Below are 16,788 nucleotides of genomic sequence, written 5' to 3'. Positions count from 1 at the left end.
ACCATCACTGAGCAGATCGAGAGGGACGTCTGATGCCAGGACCACAGCGACGCGGCGGTGGCGCCGGCGGGACGGGTGGCCCCGGCGGTGCCGGCGGCGGCAACGACCGTCGTGACCGCCGTGACGGCGGCCGCGGCCCCGGTGGCGGTACCGCCGAGAAGAGCCAGTTCATCGAGCGCGTGGTGGCCATCAACCGCGTGTCCAAGGTCGTCAAGGGCGGTCGGCGCTTCAGCTTCACCGCGCTGGTCATCGTGGGCGACGGCAACGGCACCGTGGGTGTCGGCTACGGCAAGGCCAAGGAGGTGCCCGCGGCGATCGCCAAGGGCGTCGAGGAGGCCAAGAAGCACTTCTACAAGGTGCCCCGCATCGCCAGCACCATCCCGCACCCGGTGCAGGGTGAGGCGGCCGCCGGTGTCGTGCTGCTGAAGCCGGCCAGCCCCGGTACCGGTGTCATCGCCGGTGGTCCGGTGCGCGCCGTGCTCGAGTGCGCCGGCATCCACGACATCCTGTCCAAGAGCCTCGGGTCCTCGAACCCGATCAACATCGTCCACGCGACCATGCAGGCGCTGAAGGACCTCGTCCGCCCCGAGGAGATCGCGGCTCGCCGCGGTCTGCCCCTGGAGGACGTCGCCCCGGCGGCCATGCTGCGTGCGCGGGCCGGTCAGGGGGTCTGAGATGGCTCAGCTGAAGGTCACCCAGGTCAAGTCGGCCATCGGCACCAAGCCGAACCAGCGCCAGACGCTGCGTTCGCTCGGGCTGAAGCGGATCAACGACTCGGTCGTCCAGGAGGACCGTCCCGAGATCCGCGGGATGGTCGCGACGGTGCCGCACCTGGTCGCCGTCGAAGAGATCGTCTGAGCTTCGGGCGAGAAGGAATACTGACATGACTCTCAAGGTCCACCACCTGCGCCCGGCCCCGGGCGCTCACACCAAGAAGACCCGCGTGGGTCGTGGTGAGGGCTCCAAGGGCAAGACGGCCGGTCGCGGCACCAAGGGCTCCGGCGCTCGCGTGCAGGTCTCTGCCCGCTTCGAGGGTGGTCAGACCCCCCTCTTCATGCGGCTGCCGAAGCTCTCGGGCTTCAAGAACAACAACAAGGTCGTCTTCCAGGTCGTGAACCTGGACCGGATCGCCTCCCTGTTCCCGCAGGGCGGCACGATCGACCCGGAGACGCTGGCCGACGCCGGCGCCATCCGGCGCGGTCAGCCGGTCAAGGTCCTCGGCACGGGCGAGCTCGGCGGGGTGAAGGTCGACGTGCAGGCGCACGCCTTCTCCAAGTCCGCCGAGGAGAAGATCGGCGCTGCCGGGGGCAGCACCACCCAGATCTGACGAAGGTCCCCCCTGCGCCCCGCTGTGAGCACGCTCCCGGCGGGGGACGCAGGGGGGCCTTTGTCTGTCCGGCCGCCGGCCGGAGCGCCACCTGACCGTCGACCGCGCGACCGGGTCCACCTCTCCGGGTGGGCGGGTCGACGGCGCCACGGCCTGACGTTGATAGCCTCATAGGACCTACTCGGGGAGGGCACGTGCTGCAGGCGTTCGCCGCGGCGTTCCGGACGCCAGATCTCCGGCGCAAGCTGCTGTTCTCCCTGGCGCTGATCGCCGTCTACCGGCTCGGTGCCGCCATCCCCGGGCCAGGGGTCTCGACCGAGGCGATCAACAGCTGTCTGGACCTGGCTGCGGCCTCCGACCAGCGGGACGTCTACTCGCTGGTCAACCTGTTCTCCGGTGGTGCGCTGCTCCGGCTGTCGGTCTTCGCGCTCGGCATCATGCCGTACATCACCGCGAGCATCATCGTCCAGCTGCTGGTCGTGGTCATCCCGCGGTTCGAGCAGCTGAAGAAGGAAGGGCAGTCGGGTCAGGCGAAGCTGACCCAGTACACCCGCTACCTGACGATCGCCCTCGCCGTCCTGCAGAGCACCGGGATCATCGCCCTGGCCCGTAGCGGCCAGCTGTTCCCCAACTGCCCGCAGGACATCATCCCGTCGGACTCGGTCTGGACGACGGTCATCCTCGTCATCACGCTGACCGCCGGTACGGCCGTGATCATGTGGCTGGGCGAGCTCCTCACGGAGAAGGGGATCGGCAACGGCATGTCCGTGCTGATCTTCACCTCGATCGCGGCCCGGATCCCCGCCGAGGGCGGCGCCATCCTGCAGACCCGCGGTGCCTTCATCTTCACCGTGGTCTGCATCTTCGCCCTGGTGGTCATCGCCTCGGTGGTCTACGTCGAGCAGGCGCAGCGCCGCATCCCGGTGCAGTACGCCAAGCGGATGGTCGGACGCCGGATGTACGGCGGCACGTCGACCTACCTGCCGCTGAAGGTGAACCAGGCCGGCGTCATCCCGGTCATCTTCGCCTCGTCGCTGCTGTACCTGCCGCAGTTGCTCAGCCAGCTGCAGAGCGACTCGAGCGGCCCGGTCCGCCGGTTCTTCGAGAACTACGTGATCAACCAGAGCAGCCCGGTGCACATCGCCATCTACTTCGGGCTGATCATCTTCTTCACGTACTTCTACGTGTCGATCACGTTCAACCCCGAAGAGCGTGCCGACGACATGAAGCGCTACGGCGGCTTCATCCCGGGCATCCGACCCGGCCGGCCCACTGCGGAGTACCTGCAGTACGTGCTGTCCCGGATCACCTTGCCGGGGTCCATCTACCTCGGGTTGGTGGCAGTGTTGCCCAACCTGTTCCTCTCGATCACCCAAGAGGGACAGAACCAGAACTTCCCGTTCGGCGGGACCGCGGTGCTGATCATGGTGGGAGTGGGCTTGGAGACGGTGAAGCAGATCGAGACGCAGTTGAACCAGCGCAGCTACGAAGGGTTCCTCCGCTAGTGCGCGTCGTGCTGCTGGGTCCTCCCGGAGCCGGCAAGGGAACCCAGGCCCAGATCATCGCGGAGCGGCTCGGTGTGCCCGCGATCTCGACGGGTGACATCTTCCGGGCCAACGTCAGTGGCCAGACCGAGCTGGGTCGACAGGCAAAGGCCTACATGGACGCCGGTGACCTGGTGCCCGACGAGATCACCGTCGCGATGGTCTCCGACCGCCTGGCCGAGTCCGACGCGAAGGCCGGCTTCCTGCTCGACGGCTTCCCTCGCACCATCGCCCAGGCTGAGCAGCTGCGTGACTCGCTGGGGGAGATGGGTCACTCGCTGGACAGGTGCCTGGAGCTCGTGGTCGACGAGGACGAGCTCGTGCGTCGGCTCTCCGGACGCCGGATGCTGGTGGACGGCGAGTGGGTGCAGCGGGACGACGACAAGCCCGAGACGGTGCGCCATCGGCTGGAGGTCTACCGCGAGCAGACGGCGCCGCTCTCGGACTTCTATGCCGAGGCGGGGCTGCTGAGCCAGATCGACGCCATCGGCGAGATCGACGAGGTCACCCGCCGCGCGCTCGAGGCGCTCGGCGCACAGGACGCACTGGACGACGAGCCGGGGGACGACCCGGCCCACGGCTCGACCGGGGTCTGAGACGGCGGGGCTCCGGTGCACGGTGACCGCGGGTCCGCGCTGCTCGCCCGGCTGCCGTTGCTGGCGAAGTGGAGTGGACGCATGATCCAGATCAAGACAGCGCACGAGATCGAGCTCATGCGAGCCTCCGGGCTGGTCACCGCTGGGGCCCTCAAGGCCGTGCGTGCGGCCGTGCGTCCCGGGGTGACCACCGGCGAGCTCGACGCGATCGCCGAGGACCACATCCGGTCGTGCGGGGCCGTGCCCAACTTCCTCGGGTACCACGGGTTCACCGGCACCATCTGTGCGTCGATCAACGACGAGGTGGTGCACGGGATCCCGAACCCCGACCGGGCGCTCGCCGAGGGCGACAACATCTCCATCGACTGTGGCGCCATCCTGCAGGGCTGGCACAGCGACTCGGCGATCACCGTTCCGGTGGGGACCCCGTCTGCCGAGGACGCGGCTCTGCTGGAGGTCACCGAACGTTCGATGTGGGCCGGACTGGCGAAGGCCCTGGCCGGCGGTCGGCTCACCGACATCAGCCACGCGGTGGAGGAGTCGATCACGGCTCACCAGCACCGCTACGGGATCGTCGACCACTACGGCGGTCACGGCATCGGCACCGAGATGCACCAGGACCCGCACGTGCTGAACTACGGACGTCCCGGGCGCGGGCCCAAGCTCGTCCCCGGTCTCGCGCTGGCCATCGAACCGATGGTGACCGTCGGTGACCCGGCCACCGTGGAGCTGGACGACGGCTGGACCGTGGTCACCAAGGACGGTTCCCGGGCCGCGCACTTCGAGCACAGCGTCGCCATCACGCCGGAGGGCCCGTGGGTCCTCACGGCGGAGGACGGTGGCGTCGCCGGCCTCGCGCCGTTCGGGGTCACGCCCCGCTCCTGACAGGCTCTCTCCTGACGGCTCCGAGCCCGAGCAGGAGGGCGCCGGGGGTGCGAGGGGTCCGTCACCCTGGGCCGGGTTGGAGCCCTGGTGCTGCGGGGAGTACAGTGGCCGATGGCGTTCGCGCCGTCCGTCGTCGTGCTGTGGCCGTACGCCGAGGGACGCCCTCAGCGAGAGCGCCCGCACCACCGCACTCGACGTGTCGAGTGCAGCCCGCAAGGAATCCCGCACCACCGCCCTGCCAGTCCGGCATGGGCGCATGCAGTTCCGATCGAACGAGGAGGCCGTGTAGGCGTGGCAAAGAAGGACGGGGCCATCGAGGTCGAGGGTCGTGTCGTCGAGCCGCTGCCCAACGCGATGTTCCGGGTCGAACTGCAGAACGGGCACCGGGTGCTCGCCCACATCAGCGGCAAGATGCGGCAGCACTACATCCGGATCCTGCCCGAGGACCGCGTGGTCGTGGAGCTCTCGCCCTACGACCTGACCCGCGGCCGCATCGTCTACCGCTACAAGTAACCCGCTGCCGGTCCGGGCCCCGTGTGGGTCCGGGCGTCGGCGCACGATCTACAGGAATGAGGGCGGCACCGGTGAAGGTCCAGCCGTCGGTGAAGAAGATCTGTGACAAGTGCAAGGTGATCCGCCGGCACGGCCGGGTCATGGTCATCTGCGAGAACGCCCGGCACAAGCAGCGCCAGGGCTGAGGGAGTACCTGACAATGGCACGACTTGCTGGCGTCGACCTTCCCCGCGAGAAGCGGATGGAGATCGCGCTCACCTACATCTACGGGATCGGGCCGACCTCGGCCAAGGCGACCCTGGCCGCGACGGGCGTCAGCCCGGACCTGCGCGCCAAGGACCTGACCGACGAGGACCTGCTCAAGCTGCGCGACTACATCGACGAGCACTTCCGCGTCGAGGGTGACCTGCGCCGTGAGGTGGCCGCCGACATCCGCCGCAAGGTGGAGATCGGTTGCTACCAGGGTCTGCGGCACCGCCGTGGCCTGCCGGTGCACGGGCAGCGCACCAAGACGAACGCGCGCTCGAGCAAGGGCCCGCGCAAGACCATCGCGGGCAAGAAGAAGGCCCGCTGATCTCAGCACGTCGGCGCACCGTCGCGGGTCCGTAGGGCCGGACCGGCGGTGCGCCTGAGCACGACCGCCCCCTCGGCTAGGACCGGGTGGGGACCAGGCCACGAACACAGACTCAGACCGGAGAGAGATGCCTCCCAGGGCTCGCGCGGCAGCTGGCACCAAGAAGGTGCGCCGCAAGGAGAAGAAGAACGTCGCCCACGGTGCGGCGCACATCAAGAGCACCTTCAACAACACGATCGTGTCGATCACCGACCCCACGGGCAACGTGATCAGCTGGGCCTCGGCCGGGCACGTCGGGTTCAAGGGCTCCCGCAAGTCCACGCCGTTCGCGGCGCAGATGGCTGCGGAGAACGCCGCACGCAAGGCGCAGGAGCACGGCATGCGCAAGGTCGACGTCTTCGTGAAGGGCCCGGGCTCCGGTCGGGAGACCGCGATCCGCTCGCTGCAGGCCACCGGCCTCGAAGTGGGTCAGATCCAGGACGTGACGCCTCAGCCGCACAACGGCTGCCGCCCCAAGAAGCGCCGCCGGGTCTGACCGGTCACTGACGAGACGAACTAGGAGTACCTGACGTGGCCCGTTACACCGGAGCCGACTGCCGTTTGTGCAGGCGCGAGAAGATGAAGCTGTTCCTCAAGGGCAGCAAGTGCGAGTCCCCGAAGTGCCCCATCGAGATCCGGCCCTACCCGCCGGGCGAGCACGGCCGGGGTCGCAGCAAGGACAGCGAGTACCTGCTCCAGCTTCGTGAGAAGCAGAAGGCCCGCCGCATCTACGGCGTGCTGGAGAAGCAGTTCCGCGGTTACTACGAAGAGGCGAACAAGAAGTCGGGCAAGACCGGTGAGGTCCTGCTGCAGATCCTCGAGTCCCGCCTCGACAACGTGGTCTACCGGGCCGGCTTCGCCGAGTCCCGTGACATGGCCCGCCAGTTGGTGCGCCACGGCCACATCAAGGTCAACGGCCGCAAGGTCGACATCCCGTCGTACCGGGTGAGCGCCAACGACATCCTCGAGGTGGCTGCGAAGTCCGCCGAGATGGTTCCGTTCCAGCTCGCCCAGGCCAAGGCCGGCTCTCGTCCGGTGCCGCCGTGGCTGGAGGTGATCTCCTCGCAGCTGAAGGTGTTGGTCCACAACATCCCGGCGCGCCAGGTGATCGACACCCCGGTCCAGGAGCAGCTGATCGTCGAGCTCTACTCGAAGTGATCGGCCGGTAGGACAGCACGACTGCAGGACCAGCACGACTGCAGGACCAGCACGACGGCGGGACGGGCGGACCGATGTCCGTCCCGCCGGCACCACCCCCTCACGGCGTCATATGGCGGGTGCCGGAGGACCTGAAGGAGAACCATGCTCATCGCACAGCGTCCGACCCTCGCCGAGGAGACCATCGACGCCCAGCGCTCACGGTTCGTCATCGAGCCGCTCGAGCCGGGTTTCGGCTACACCCTCGGCAACTCGCTGCGTCGCACCCTCCTGTCCTCGATCCCCGGCGCTGCTGTCACCAGCATCCGGATCGAGGGCACCCTGCACGAGTTCACCACCGTGCCGGGGGTCAAGGAGGACGTCACCGAGATCATCCTGAACCTCAAGGGCCTCGTGGTCAGCTCCGACTCCGACGAGCCGGTGACCATGTACCTGCGCAAGCAGGGCCCTGGTGAGGTCACGGCGGCGGACATCGCCCCGCCGGCCGGCGTCGAGGTGCACAACCCCGACCTGCACATCGCCACGCTGAACGCGAAGGGCCGGCTGGAGATCGAGCTGGTCGTCGAGCGTGGCCGCGGCTACGTGCCGGCCACCCAGAACAAGCAGCCCGGCCAGGAGATCGGCCGCATCCCCGTCGACTCCATCTACTCGCCGGTGCTGAAGGTGACCTACGCGGTCGAGGCGACCCGTGTCGAGCAGCGCACCGACTTCGACCGGCTCGTGGTGGACGTCGAGACCAAGCCGTCGATGGAGCCCCGTGACGCCATCGCGAGCGCCGGTTCGACCCTGGTCGAGCTCTTCGGCCTGCTGCGTGAGCTGAACGTCGACGCCGAGGGCATCGAGGTCGGGCCCAGCCCGGCCGAGGCCGCCGACATCGCCAACTTCTCGATGCCCATCGAGGACATGGACCTCACCGTGCGGTCCTACAACTGCCTCAAGCGCGAGGGCGTGCACACCGTCGGTGAGCTCGTCACCCGCTCCGAGGCGGACCTCCTCGACATCCGCAACTTCGGTGCGAAGTCGATCGACGAGGTCAAGCTCAAGCTCGCGGCGATGGGCCTGGCGCTCAAGGACAGCCCGCCCGGGTTCGTCCCCTCGTCGGTGGAGAGCTACGACGAGGGCTACGAGACCGACGCCTACCAGGGCGACGCAGCCTTCGGTGACCCCGCCACCTTCGACGAGGGCACCTACCAGGAGACCGAGCAGCTCTGAGACCGGGCCCCGCTGCCCCTGGCAGCGGGGCCACATCGGGGCCGCCACACTGGTCCCGGACGTAGCACCGCGATGGACGACGCAGCCGGCAACCGCCCGCCCGGCCGCCTGAGGAAGGACCGACATGCCCACCCCCACCAAGGGCCCCCGTCTCGGCGGCTCCCCCGCGCACGAGCGGCTGATGCTGGCCAACATGGCCACCTCGCTGTTCGAGCACGGGCGGATCACCACCACTGAGGCCAAGGCCAAGCGGCTGCGGCCGCTGGCCGAGAAGCTGGTCACCTTCGCCAAGCGCGGTGACCTGCACGCCCGTCGGCAGGTGCTGACGACGATCCGTGACAAGGACGTCGTGCACCACCTGTTCGCCGAGATCGGCCCGCGCTTCGCGGACCGTCCCGGTGGCTACACGCGCATCGTCAAGGTCGGTCCCCGCAAGGGCGACAACGCGCCGATGGCGATCATCGAGCTGGTCGAGGGCCAGACGGTGGCGCAGCAGGCCGTCGGCGAGGCCGAGCGCGCCCGCGGCACGCGGTTCGCGGCCGGCGCCGGCGCTTCCGCAGCCGCCGGTGAGGTCACTGCCGAGGCCACCGAGGCCGGCAGCGACGAGTCCGCCGAGGCAGAAGAGGTCGTCACCGACGTCTTCGTGCCCGACGGCGAGCGTCAGGACGACGGCGACGTCGACCCGGAGCCGACCTCGGAGAACCTGGCCGTCGTCGACGACCCGACGCTGAGCCCCGACGTGGCCGCTGCGGCCGCCGCCGAGGTCGAGGCCGCCGAGATCGGCGACGCGGCGACCGCGGGCCGGCAGGCTCCCGGTGGCGAACCTGCCGCCGACCCGAAGTGAGCTGAGACCGTCCCCGACGGTCTGCTCGATGCACATGCGCGCTGACGAGCCCGCCACCGATGCCGGTGGCGGGCTCGTCCGCGTCCGGCTGGGCATCTCCTACGACGGGACAGCGCTGCACGGCTGGGCCCGTCAGCCCGGCCTGCGCACCGTCCAGGGCGAGCTGGAACTGGCGCTGGCCACGGTGCTGCGGGTGGACGTGGACCTGACGGTCGCGGGCCGCACGGACGCCGGGGTGCACGCCACTGGGCAGGTCGCGCACGCCGACCTGCCCGGAGATCTCTTCACCGCCCACCAGGACCGGCTGTTGCGCCGGCTGAGGGGCGTCTTGTCGCCGGACATCGCCGTCACCTCGGCGGAGGCGGTCACGGCCGACTTCGACGCGCGGTTCTCCGCGCTGGCCCGGCACTACGTGTACCGCCTCACCGATGCCGACGCGGGCCCACCGCCGTTGCGCCGGGCCGACACGGTCGGGTGGCCGCGCCGGTTGGACGTCGGTGCGATGCAGACGGCGGCGCGCCTGCTGCTCGGGCAGCAGGACTTCGCCGCCTTCTGCCGGCGACGTGAGGGTGCGACCACGATCCGGACCCTGCTCGCCCTGGACGTGGAGCGGGACGGCGACCTGGTGGAGATCCGGGCGTCCGCCGACGCCTTCTGCCACTCGATGGTCCGCAGTCTGGTCGGTGCCCTGGGCGCCGTGGGTGAGGGGCGCCGGCCGGCGGAGTGGCCGTCGTCCCTGCTCGCCCGCAGTGAACGGGCCAACGACGTGCCGGTCGCGCCGGCCGGCGGTCTGACGTTGCTGCGGGTCGACTACCCGGACGACGCCGGCCTCGCGGCCCGGGCAGTCGTCACCCGGGCGAAGCGCAGCTGACCGGCGCCGGCTGCGCCCGCGAGGGCGTCCGTCCGGAGGACGTCAGGGGAGGGCGGCGACGGCCTCGGTGACCGGGGTGTCGCCGGTCAGCAGTTCGACGACGGCGCCGTCCTTGGGGTCGTCGAGCAGGGCCAGCAGCACGGCGGCGACGTCGTCGCGGGGGACCTCGCCGCGGTCCGTGGTGTGCTCGAGCCGGACGCGTCCGGTGCCGGGGTCGTCGGTGAGGCTCCCCGGGCGGATCACCATGGGGGACAGGCCCTCGCGGGACAGCACGTGCTCCTCGGCGGCCAGCTTGGCGCGCAGGTAGGCGACGAACACCTCGTCCATGTCCTCGGGGGCGCCGTCCCCGGCCACCATCTCGACACCGATCGAGGAGATCAGCAGGTAGGGACGGACGCCGGCCGCGACCGCTGCCTCGGCCAGCAGCACTGCGGCGCCGCGGTCGACCGAGTCCTTGCGCGCGATGCCGCTGTCCGGGCCACCGCCGGCGGCGAACACCACGGCGTCGGCGCCCGAGACGACGGCGGCGAGCTCCTCCACCGAGGCCTGCTCCAGGTCCAGCACCACCGGCTGGACCCCGTCGGACTCCAGGTCGGCCTGGTGGTCGGGGTTGCGGACGATGCCGATGGCGGTGTCCCCCCGCTGGCTCAGCAACCGGCCGAGGCGGCGGGCGATCTTCCCGTGGGCTCCTGCTGTGACGACGCGCATGGTGCGGCCCTACCCGGCGGGTGTGGTCCCCACGCAGGCCGGCTGCGTGGGGAACGGCTCACTCCCGGCCGGGCGCGGCCCGGGCGCGGGCGAGGTCGGCGGGGGTGTCGCAGTCGGTCCACGGCGCGGGCCGGCCGGGCAGCGCGGCCGGCCGATGGCGGCCGACGGACAGTCCGGAGAGCACGGTCCGCAGTGGCGTGTGCGGGCGGGGGTCACGGACGGCGGCGCGCAGTGCCGCCGTCCGCCAGACGCCCAGGAGGAGCTGGTCGCGGCCGGTGTCGTCGACGACCAGCACGCCGTCGTCGACGAGTCGCCGGCGCAGGGCGGTCACCAGGTCCCGCGTGAGGAAGGGCAGGTCGGCGGCGAGGACGGCGACCACCTCGGCGTCGCCGACCGCGGCGAGCCCCGCGGCGAGTGCCGGGACCGGCCCCCCACCCGCCGGCACCTCCCGGACGAGCACGACGGCCTCCGGGACGGGCTGTGGGGGTCCGACGACGACGACCGGATCGGCGTCCCGGACGGCGTCCACGACGGTGTCGAGCATCGTGCGCCCGCCGACGTCCAGCTGCGGCTTGGGCTGCCCGCCGAGCCGGGCTGCTCGGCCGCCGGCCAGCACGACGGCCGCGAAGCGCGGGAGCGAGGTCATGCCCGGAACGGTAGGGCGCGACCGGTGAGTACCGTCAGCCGCGTGGGACGAGTCACCAGCCGCACTCCGGTGCTGCGCATCCGCGGCGCCGTGCACACCCGACGGCCCGACACGGTCGCCTCCGAGGAGCCGCTGGAGATCCGGCTCGGCGGCACGCCGCTGGCGGTGACGATGCGGACTCCGGGCGACGACTTCGACCTGGTGCACGGCTTCCTGACCACCGAGGGCGTCATCGCCTCGGCGGCCGACATCGCCGGGCTGCGGTACTGCAACTCCGTCGACGACGAGGGCCGCAACACCTACAACGTCGTCGACGTCGACCTGGCGCCCGGTGTCGAGGCCCCGGACACCGCGCTGGACCGGAACTTCTACACGACGAGCTCCTGCGGTGTCTGCGGCAAGGCCAGCATCGACGCCATCCGCACGAAGACCGCCTACGACGTCGCCGCCGACGACACCCGGATGACCTTGGCGACGCTGCTGGCCCTGCCGGACCGGCTGCGCGCCGCCCAGCAGGTGTTCGACAAGACCGGCGGGCTGCACGCGGCCGGGCTGTTCTCCGCCGGCGGCGAGCTGGTGGCGCTGCGGGAGGACGTCGGCCGGCACAACGCGGTGGACAAGGTGGTCGGGGATGCGGTGCGGGAGGGCCGGGTGCCGCTGGCCGGGCACCTGCTGATGGTCAGCGGCCGGTCGTCCTTCGAGCTGACCCAGAAGGCGGCGATGGCCGCCGTGCCCGTGCTGGCTGCGGTGTCGGCGCCCAGCTCGCTGGCGGTGGAGCTGGCCCAGGAGGTGGGCATCACCCTGATCGGCTTCCTCCGCGGCGACGGCTGCAACGTCTACACCCACCCCGAACGCCTCGTCCTGCCCGACTAGGCACACAGCGCCGGGCGCGATCGCGGGAAACGACTCAGTGCAGGCCGGGACAGCTCCTGGCCGCGCTGGAGCGCGGCAGGGCGACATCAGACGTGGTCGCCACCGCGGAGCTGGCTGACCACGTGCGGCAGCAGCGGGCCCAGCACGGCGAGACCGTCCCGGACGCCGCCGGTGGAGCCGGGCAGGTTGACGATGAGGGTGCGCCCGGCGGTGCCGGCGACGCCGCGGGACAGCACCGAGGTGGGCACCTTCCCCTCGCCGTACCGGCGCACCGCCTCGGCGATGCCGGGGGCCTCGCGCTCCAGCACCGCCCGGGTGGCCTCCGGCGTGACGTCGGTCGGCGAGAGCCCGGTGCCGCCGGTGGTCAGGACGACGTCGGCCCCGCCTGCCACGGCCTCCCGCAGCACCTCGGTGAGCGCCGCGACGTCGTCCGGGCGCACGTGCGGCCCCTCCACGGTGAAGCCGAGCCCGCGCAGCCCCTCGGCGAGCGCCTGCCCGGAGCGGTCCTCGTAGACCCCGGCCGAGGCGCGGTTGGAGGCGGTGAGCACGACGGCCCGGGCGTCGGCCGGCAGGTCGGCGCTCATCGGATCCAGTCGCCCTTCTTGCCGCCGGACTTGGCGAGCAGCCGGACGTCGGTGATGCAGGCGCGCGGGTCGACCGCCTTGACCATGTCGATGACGGTGAGCCCGGCGACGGCGACGGACGTGAGCGCCTCCATCTCCACGCCGGTGCGGTCGGCGGTGCGGGCGGTGGCGGTGATCTCCACGGCGTCGTCGGTGACGTCGAGGTCGACCGTCACGCCGTGCAGTGCGATCGGGTGGCACAGCGGGATCAGGTCGGGGGTGCGCTTGGCCCCGGCGATCCCGGCGATCCGGGCGACCGCGATGGCGTCGCCCTTGGGCACGCCCGTGCCGCGCAGCAGCGCGACCACCTCGGGGCTGACGAGCACCCGGCCGGCGGCGGTGGCGACCCGTGCGGTGACCGGCTTGGCGGTCACGTCGACCATCCGTGCGGCGCCGGACTCGTCGACGTGGGTGAGGCGTGCCGGGCCGTCGGGGGAGGTGGTCACTGGAGTGCTCCTTCGATCAGGACGACGGTCACCTGGGCGCCCACGGGCAGGTCGGTGACGTCCTCGGGGACGACGACGAGGCAGTTGGCGCGGGCGAGGTGGGCGACCAGGTGGGAGCCGGGCCCGCCGACCTGGTCGACGACCTCCCCGTCGAACCGCCCGCGCAGGAACTGCCGGCGGCCGGCGGGGGAGTGCAGCGGGGCGGTGAGCCGGGCGGTGGTGCGCAGCCGATCGGGGGAGGCGTGGCCGAGCGCCCGGCGCAGGGCGGGCCGGACGAACACCTCGAAGGAGACGAAGGAGCTCACCGGGTTGCCGGGCAGCGTGATGACCGGGACACCGTCGACCGTACCGGCGCCCTGCGGACCACCCGGCTGCATGGCGACCTTGCCGAACTCGACCGTGCCCAGACCGGCGAAGGCGTCCTTGACCACCTCGTACGCACCGGCGCTGACCCCGCCGCTGGTGACCAGCAGGTCGGCGTCCGGCAGCTCGGCGCGGACCGTGGCGAGGAACTGGTCGACGTCGTCGGGCACGAAGTGCAGCGTGCGCGCCTCGCCACCGGCCTCGGTGACGGCGGCGGCCAGCAGCACCGAGTTGGACTCGTAGATCTGGCCCGGCTGCAGCGGGCGGCCGGGTTCGACCAGCTCGCTGCCGGTGGAGAGCACCAGCACCCGGGGGCGGCGCCGCACCGGCACGGTGTCGTACCCGACCGCGGCCGCGAGCCCCAGTTGGGCCGCGCCGAGCGCGGTGCCGGCGGGCATGGCCAGCTCGCCGGCCCGGATGTCCTCACCGGCGTGCCGCAGATGGGTGCCGGCCGAGGGGGCGGAGGTGATGGTGACGACGTCGGTGCCGGCGTCGGTGCGCTCGACCGGGACGATCACGTCCGCGCCGTCGGGCACCGGGGCGCCGGTCATGATGCGGTGCACCGTGCCGGGCAGCAGCGGTGGCACGTCGGTGCGCCCGGCCGGCAGGTCGGCGGCGACGGGCAGCTGGACGGGGGCCTCCGCAGTGGCCGCCCCCACCTCGGCGTGCCGTGCCGCGTAGCCGTCCATGGCGGAGTTGTCGAAGCCCGGCAGGGCCACCCGCGCGGTCAGGTCGCGGGCGAGCACCCGTCCCGCGGCCGCGGCGAGCTCGACGTCCTCGACCGGTAGCGGGGCGAGCAGCCCGGCGACCGCTGACTGGTGTTCCTCGACCGTGCGCACGCCCCCATCCTCACCGACGGCGCTCCAGCGGGTGGCGGGGCGGGCCGGGACCGCGCCGGGTCCGGTCGTGCACAGCCGGTGATCGCACGACGCAGCGTGAGCGGGCAGGCTGGGACGGTGACCGACGCCGCACGGCAGGCAGGCCGGGCCGGCGCGGCACCACGTGCGCGATGAGGAGGAGGAACCGTGCCAGTTCCGGAGGGTCCCGCGGTCGTCGTCGGCCAGGTGGGTCGCGACCTGGTGCTGGAGGTGGACCGGTTGCCGCGCGGTGGACGGAGCGCCGACGTCCGCCGCCGCCGGGAGCTGCTGGGTGGGAAGGGGGCGAACCAGGCCGTTGCGATGGCGCAGCTGGGCTGGCCGGTCGCCCTGGTCGGGGTGCTCGGCGACGACCCGCCCGGCGACCTGGTCCTGGCCCAGGCGGTCAGCGACGGTCTGTGGGTCTCCGGGGTGGTCCGCCGCCGGGGCGCCGAGACCGCGCTGCTGGTCGACCTGGTCGAGGCCGGTGGCACGCGGCGGCTGCTGGAGGACGTCCCGGAGCCGACCCTGCTGACCGCTGCCGACGTCGACGCGGCTGCCCGGTCGTTCGCGCGGGCGTCCGCTGTCGTGCTCCAGCTGCAGCAGCCGGGGGTCGCCGTCCGCGCCGCCCTGGCGCGGGCTCCGCGGGACGCGTTGACGGTCGCCGACGGCGCACCGCCGGATCCGGAGACCCGGGAGGCGTTGCTGGGTCGGGTGCGGGTCCTGCGCGCCGACCTGGTCGAGGCCGGGCTGTGGGTGGACGGCGAGCTGGACGGGCTGGCGGACGTGCGTGCCGCCGCCCGCCAGCTGTGCGCCGCAGGCCCCAGGGTGGTCTGCCTGTCGGCCGGGGAGGACGGCGACCTCACGGTGTGGCGGGAGCCCGGAGGCCGGGTGCGCGAGGAGCTGGTGCCGCTGCTCGGCCAGGACCCGGTCGACCCGACGGGCGCCGGTGACAGCGTGGTGGCGGCGCTCGCCGTCGCGCTGCTGCGGGGCGCCGACCCGGGGACGGCCGCCTGGCAGGCGGGAGCCGCGGCGGCCCTGACCGTGGGCAGGCTCGGCGGCCGACCCGCGCTGGACCCCGAGGAGGTCACGCGCCTCGCCGTGGAGTGCCGGGAGCGCGGCGGGGCGGGCCGCTGACGCGCCGCGCTAGCGTTACCGGGACTCAGCGGCGGACGAGAGGTGGCGCAGGGTGACCGAGATCGACCGGATGCTGGCGGCGAACGAGGCCTGGCTGGGTGAGTTCCCCGGCGACCTCCCGGTCGCCCCGGACCGCAAGGTCGCCGTCGTCGCCTGCATGGACTCCCGGATGCCGCTGTTCGGCATGCTGGGCCTCGCCGTCGGTGATGCGCACGTCATCCGCAACGCCGGTGGCGTGGTCACCGAGGACACCCTCCGGTCGCTCACCATCTCCCAGCACGTGCTCGGCACCCGTGCGGTCGTGCTCGTCCACCACACCGACTGCGGGCTCAACAAGGCCACCGACCAGGAGGTCGCCGACCTGGTGGAGCGCACCACCGGGCACCGGCCGCCCTGGGTGGCGCGCACCTTCACCGACGTGGACGCCGACGTCCGGGAGTCGATGCGGCTCGTCCGGGAGACGCCCTACCTGCTCAGCACCGAGGTGCGGGGCACGGTCTACGACGTCGCGAGCGGCCGGCTGCGAGAAGTCGACTGATCTCGGCCGTGAGGCGTCGACGTCGACGCTGGTATGGTCTCCCGTTGGTGCGTGATGCCGGTTGGTGCACACGCGTCCGGGGTGCCGATGTCATCGGATCCGCCCAAGTCTCCCGTCCTCGGTGAGGCGATCCCACCAGCCACCCGCCCGACGACGACAGGACGAGTGAGCCTCGTGCGCACGTACAGCCCCAAGCCCGGTGACATCACCCGGGCCTGGCACGTCATCGACGCCACCGACGTGGTGCTCGGTCGACTCGCCAGCCAGACCGCGATCCTCCTCCGCGGCAAGCACAAGCCCCAGTTCGCGCCGCACGTCGACGCCGGCGACTTCGTCGTCATCGTCAACGCGGGCAAGGTGGCCCTGACCGGCTCCAAGCGCGACACCAAGGTCGCCTACCGCCACTCCGGCTACCCGGGTGGGCTGCGGACGATCAACGTCGGCGACGAGCTGAAGACCCGTCCCGACCGCGTCGTCGAGCGCGCCGTCAAGGGGATGCTGCCGCACAACACGCTGGGCCGGCAGATGCTCTCCAAGCTCAAGGTCTACGCCGGGCCCGAGCACCCGCACGCCGCCCAGCAGCCCCAGACCTACGAGATCAAGCAGGTGGCCCAGTGACCAGCGCACTGACCGTGACCGACGCCGACGGGCGTCCCATCCAGACCGTCGGCCGCCGCAAGGAGGCCATCGTCCGGGTGCGTCTGCTCCCCGGCACCGGCGAGTTCAAGCTCAACGGCCGCACCATCGAGCAGTACTTCCCCAACAAGGTGCACCAGCAGCTCATCCGTGAGCCGTTCGTGATCCTGGAGAAGAACGAGCAGTACGACGTCGTCGGCATCCTGCACGGTGGTGGCGTCAGCGGCCAGGCCGGTGCGCTGCGCCTGGCGATCGCCCGTGCGCTCATCGAGATCGAGCCCGATGACCGTCCGGCCCTGAAGAAGGCCGGCTTCCTCACCCGTGACCCGCGGGTCACGGAGCGCAAGAAGTACGGCCTGAAGAAGGCCCGCAAGGCGCCTCAGTACTCGAAGCGCTGACGG

Annotated in this window: 24 protein-coding genes; 19 read left to right on the top strand and 5 right to left on the bottom strand. The window is 71.8% G+C overall.

Translation table 11 applies throughout. From position 1 onward, the window contains the following. Positions 1 to 32: 32 nt before the first annotated feature. The 14 genes from rpsE to truA all read left to right on the top strand — a co-directional run bounded on the left by rpsE (position 33) and on the right by truA (position 9,563). On the top strand, positions 33 to 674 hold the full coding sequence (gene rpsE / locus O2V63_RS19165; protein WP_036334292.1) for a 30S ribosomal protein S5: 642 nt from the start codon (positions 33 to 35) through the stop codon (positions 672 to 674). A 1-nt stretch (position 675) separates the two neighbouring features. Beyond that, positions 676 to 858 (top strand): 50S ribosomal protein L30, encoded by a 183-nt coding sequence (gene rpmD / locus O2V63_RS19160; protein WP_164699904.1) that lies wholly within the window; start codon positions 676 to 678, stop codon positions 856 to 858. A gap of 25 nt (positions 859 to 883) precedes the next feature. Further along, complete coding sequence (gene rplO, locus O2V63_RS19155) at positions 884 to 1,327, top strand: 50S ribosomal protein L15 (protein ID WP_036334296.1); 444 nt, start codon at positions 884 to 886, stop codon at positions 1,325 to 1,327. Between the two features lie 194 nt (positions 1,328 to 1,521). Continuing rightward, positions 1,522 to 2,832, top strand: a complete 1,311-nt coding sequence (gene secY / locus O2V63_RS19150) for a preprotein translocase subunit SecY (RefSeq protein WP_269162938.1) — start codon at positions 1,522 to 1,524, stop codon at positions 2,830 to 2,832. Between the two features lie 8 nt (positions 2,833 to 2,840). After that, the gene (locus tag O2V63_RS19145; protein WP_331253847.1) at positions 2,841 to 3,467 is read left to right on the top strand and encodes an adenylate kinase; all 627 of its coding nucleotides are present in this window, start codon (positions 2,841 to 2,843) and stop codon (positions 3,465 to 3,467) included. A gap of 81 nt (positions 3,468 to 3,548) precedes the next feature. Continuing rightward, complete coding sequence (gene map / locus O2V63_RS19140) at positions 3,549 to 4,352, top strand: type I methionyl aminopeptidase (RefSeq protein WP_269169098.1); 804 nt, start codon at positions 3,549 to 3,551, stop codon at positions 4,350 to 4,352. A 291-nt stretch (positions 4,353 to 4,643) separates the two neighbouring features. Continuing rightward, complete coding sequence (gene infA, locus O2V63_RS19135; RefSeq protein WP_012950459.1) at positions 4,644 to 4,865, top strand: translation initiation factor IF-1; 222 nt, start codon at positions 4,644 to 4,646, stop codon at positions 4,863 to 4,865. A 71-nt stretch (positions 4,866 to 4,936) separates the two neighbouring features. Further along, on the top strand, positions 4,937 to 5,050 hold the full coding sequence (gene rpmJ / locus O2V63_RS19130) for a 50S ribosomal protein L36 (RefSeq protein ID WP_014742835.1): 114 nt from the start codon (positions 4,937 to 4,939) through the stop codon (positions 5,048 to 5,050). 14 nt (positions 5,051 to 5,064) lie between these two features. Beyond that, positions 5,065 to 5,439 (top strand): 30S ribosomal protein S13, encoded by a 375-nt coding sequence (gene rpsM, locus O2V63_RS19125; RefSeq protein ID WP_036334299.1) that lies wholly within the window; start codon positions 5,065 to 5,067, stop codon positions 5,437 to 5,439. A 127-nt stretch (positions 5,440 to 5,566) separates the two neighbouring features. After that, positions 5,567 to 5,974 carry a 30S ribosomal protein S11 gene (gene rpsK, locus O2V63_RS19120; RefSeq protein ID WP_026844840.1) on the top strand — a complete coding sequence of 136 codons (408 nt, stop codon included), beginning with the start codon at positions 5,567 to 5,569 and terminating at the stop codon, positions 5,972 to 5,974. A 35-nt stretch (positions 5,975 to 6,009) separates the two neighbouring features. Next, complete coding sequence (rpsD, locus tag O2V63_RS19115; RefSeq protein WP_269159168.1) at positions 6,010 to 6,636, top strand: 30S ribosomal protein S4; 627 nt, start codon at positions 6,010 to 6,012, stop codon at positions 6,634 to 6,636. Positions 6,637 to 6,780: 144 nt separating this feature from the next. Further along, on the top strand, positions 6,781 to 7,848 hold the full coding sequence (locus O2V63_RS19110) for a DNA-directed RNA polymerase subunit alpha (RefSeq protein WP_269162941.1): 1,068 nt from the start codon (positions 6,781 to 6,783) through the stop codon (positions 7,846 to 7,848). Positions 7,849 to 7,972: 124 nt separating this feature from the next. After that, on the top strand, positions 7,973 to 8,692 hold the full coding sequence (rplQ, locus tag O2V63_RS20890) for a 50S ribosomal protein L17 (RefSeq protein ID WP_442929044.1): 720 nt from the start codon (positions 7,973 to 7,975) through the stop codon (positions 8,690 to 8,692). Positions 8,693 to 8,726: 34 nt separating this feature from the next. Continuing rightward, positions 8,727 to 9,563, top strand: coding sequence for a tRNA pseudouridine(38-40) synthase TruA (gene truA / locus O2V63_RS19100; protein WP_269169097.1), 837 nt, complete (start codon positions 8,727 to 8,729; stop codon positions 9,561 to 9,563). A 42-nt stretch (positions 9,564 to 9,605) separates the two neighbouring features. On the opposite strand, the gene O2V63_RS19095 is transcribed toward truA, so the two are convergent. Then, positions 9,606 to 10,271, bottom strand: a complete 666-nt coding sequence (locus tag O2V63_RS19095; RefSeq protein WP_269169096.1) for an NAD(P)H-binding protein — start codon at positions 10,269 to 10,271, stop codon at positions 9,606 to 9,608. Between the two features lie 58 nt (positions 10,272 to 10,329). Then, complete coding sequence (gene mobA / locus O2V63_RS19090) at positions 10,330 to 10,917, bottom strand: molybdenum cofactor guanylyltransferase (RefSeq protein ID WP_269169095.1); 588 nt, start codon at positions 10,915 to 10,917, stop codon at positions 10,330 to 10,332. 42 nt (positions 10,918 to 10,959) lie between these two features. Here mobA and fdhD point away from each other — a divergent pair, with 42 nt between their 5' ends. Beyond that, positions 10,960 to 11,790, top strand: coding sequence for a formate dehydrogenase accessory sulfurtransferase FdhD (fdhD, locus tag O2V63_RS19085; RefSeq protein WP_269169094.1), 831 nt, complete (start codon positions 10,960 to 10,962; stop codon positions 11,788 to 11,790). Between the two features lie 86 nt (positions 11,791 to 11,876). On the opposite strand, the gene O2V63_RS19080 is transcribed toward fdhD, so the two are convergent. The 3 genes from O2V63_RS19080 to moeA are packed head-to-tail and all read right to left on the bottom strand — an operon-like array spanning position 11,877 to position 14,061. Further along, complete coding sequence (locus O2V63_RS19080; protein WP_269169093.1) at positions 11,877 to 12,374, bottom strand: MogA/MoaB family molybdenum cofactor biosynthesis protein; 498 nt, start codon at positions 12,372 to 12,374, stop codon at positions 11,877 to 11,879. Further along, positions 12,371 to 12,859, bottom strand: a complete 489-nt coding sequence (gene moaC / locus O2V63_RS19075; RefSeq protein ID WP_269169092.1) for a cyclic pyranopterin monophosphate synthase MoaC — start codon at positions 12,857 to 12,859, stop codon at positions 12,371 to 12,373. Before moaC ends, O2V63_RS19080 begins: the two co-directional genes overlap by 4 nt. Continuing rightward, complete coding sequence (moeA, locus tag O2V63_RS19070; protein WP_269169091.1) at positions 12,856 to 14,061, bottom strand: molybdopterin molybdotransferase MoeA; 1,206 nt, start codon at positions 14,059 to 14,061, stop codon at positions 12,856 to 12,858. The genes moaC and moeA overlap by 4 nt, the downstream gene beginning before the upstream one ends. Before the next feature lie 186 nt (positions 14,062 to 14,247). Between moeA and O2V63_RS19065 the strand changes: the two genes are divergently transcribed. From O2V63_RS19065 to rpsI, 4 genes are all read left to right on the top strand, one after another. After that, a complete protein-coding gene (locus tag O2V63_RS19065) occupies positions 14,248 to 15,213 on the top strand; it encodes a PfkB family carbohydrate kinase (protein WP_269169090.1) in 966 nt (321 codons plus the stop codon). Between the two features lie 52 nt (positions 15,214 to 15,265). After that, a complete protein-coding gene (locus tag O2V63_RS19060; protein ID WP_269169089.1) occupies positions 15,266 to 15,751 on the top strand; it encodes a beta-class carbonic anhydrase in 486 nt (161 codons plus the stop codon). A 174-nt stretch (positions 15,752 to 15,925) separates the two neighbouring features. Beyond that, positions 15,926 to 16,369: a 50S ribosomal protein L13 gene (rplM, locus tag O2V63_RS19055; RefSeq protein ID WP_269159179.1), complete on the top strand. Its 444-nt coding sequence runs from the start codon at positions 15,926 to 15,928 to the stop codon at positions 16,367 to 16,369. Beyond that, a complete protein-coding gene (gene rpsI / locus O2V63_RS19050) occupies positions 16,366 to 16,785 on the top strand; it encodes a 30S ribosomal protein S9 (protein ID WP_442928913.1) in 420 nt (139 codons plus the stop codon). Before rplM ends, rpsI begins: the two co-directional genes overlap by 4 nt. The last annotated feature ends 3 nt before the right edge of the window (positions 16,786 to 16,788 follow it).

Source organism: Modestobacter sp. VKM Ac-2977 (assembly GCF_026968045.1).
Taxonomy (GTDB): Bacteria; Actinomycetota; Actinomycetes; order Mycobacteriales; family Geodermatophilaceae; genus Modestobacter.
This window is presented reverse-complemented; position numbering and strand designations above follow the sequence as displayed.

What these genes read in the sequence shown, in the direction of transcription:
- rpsE (WP_036334292.1), top strand. Translation starts at nt 33, where the DNA reads ATGCCAGGACCACAGCGACGCGGCGGTGGCGCCGGCGGGACGGGTGGC.
- mobA (WP_269169095.1), bottom strand. Translation starts at nt 10,917, where the DNA reads ATGACCTCGCTCCCGCGCTTCGCGGCCGTCGTGCTGGCCGGCGGCCGA.
- rplQ (WP_442929044.1), top strand. Translation starts at nt 7,973, where the DNA reads ATGCCCACCCCCACCAAGGGCCCCCGTCTCGGCGGCTCCCCCGCGCAC.
- rpsK (WP_026844840.1), top strand. Translation starts at nt 5,567, where the DNA reads ATGCCTCCCAGGGCTCGCGCGGCAGCTGGCACCAAGAAGGTGCGCCGC.
- rpmD (WP_164699904.1), top strand. Translation starts at nt 676, where the DNA reads ATGGCTCAGCTGAAGGTCACCCAGGTCAAGTCGGCCATCGGCACCAAG.
- map (WP_269169098.1), top strand. Translation starts at nt 3,549, where the DNA reads ATGATCCAGATCAAGACAGCGCACGAGATCGAGCTCATGCGAGCCTCC.
- O2V63_RS19110 (WP_269162941.1), top strand. Translation starts at nt 6,781, where the DNA reads ATGCTCATCGCACAGCGTCCGACCCTCGCCGAGGAGACCATCGACGCC.
- O2V63_RS19095 (WP_269169096.1), bottom strand. Translation starts at nt 10,271, where the DNA reads ATGCGCGTCGTCACAGCAGGAGCCCACGGGAAGATCGCCCGCCGCCTC.
- O2V63_RS19080 (WP_269169093.1), bottom strand. Translation starts at nt 12,374, where the DNA reads ATGAGCGCCGACCTGCCGGCCGACGCCCGGGCCGTCGTGCTCACCGCC.
- rplO (WP_036334296.1), top strand. Translation starts at nt 884, where the DNA reads ATGACTCTCAAGGTCCACCACCTGCGCCCGGCCCCGGGCGCTCACACC.
- rpsM (WP_036334299.1), top strand. Translation starts at nt 5,065, where the DNA reads ATGGCACGACTTGCTGGCGTCGACCTTCCCCGCGAGAAGCGGATGGAG.
- truA (WP_269169097.1), top strand. Translation starts at nt 8,727, where the DNA reads ATGCGCGCTGACGAGCCCGCCACCGATGCCGGTGGCGGGCTCGTCCGC.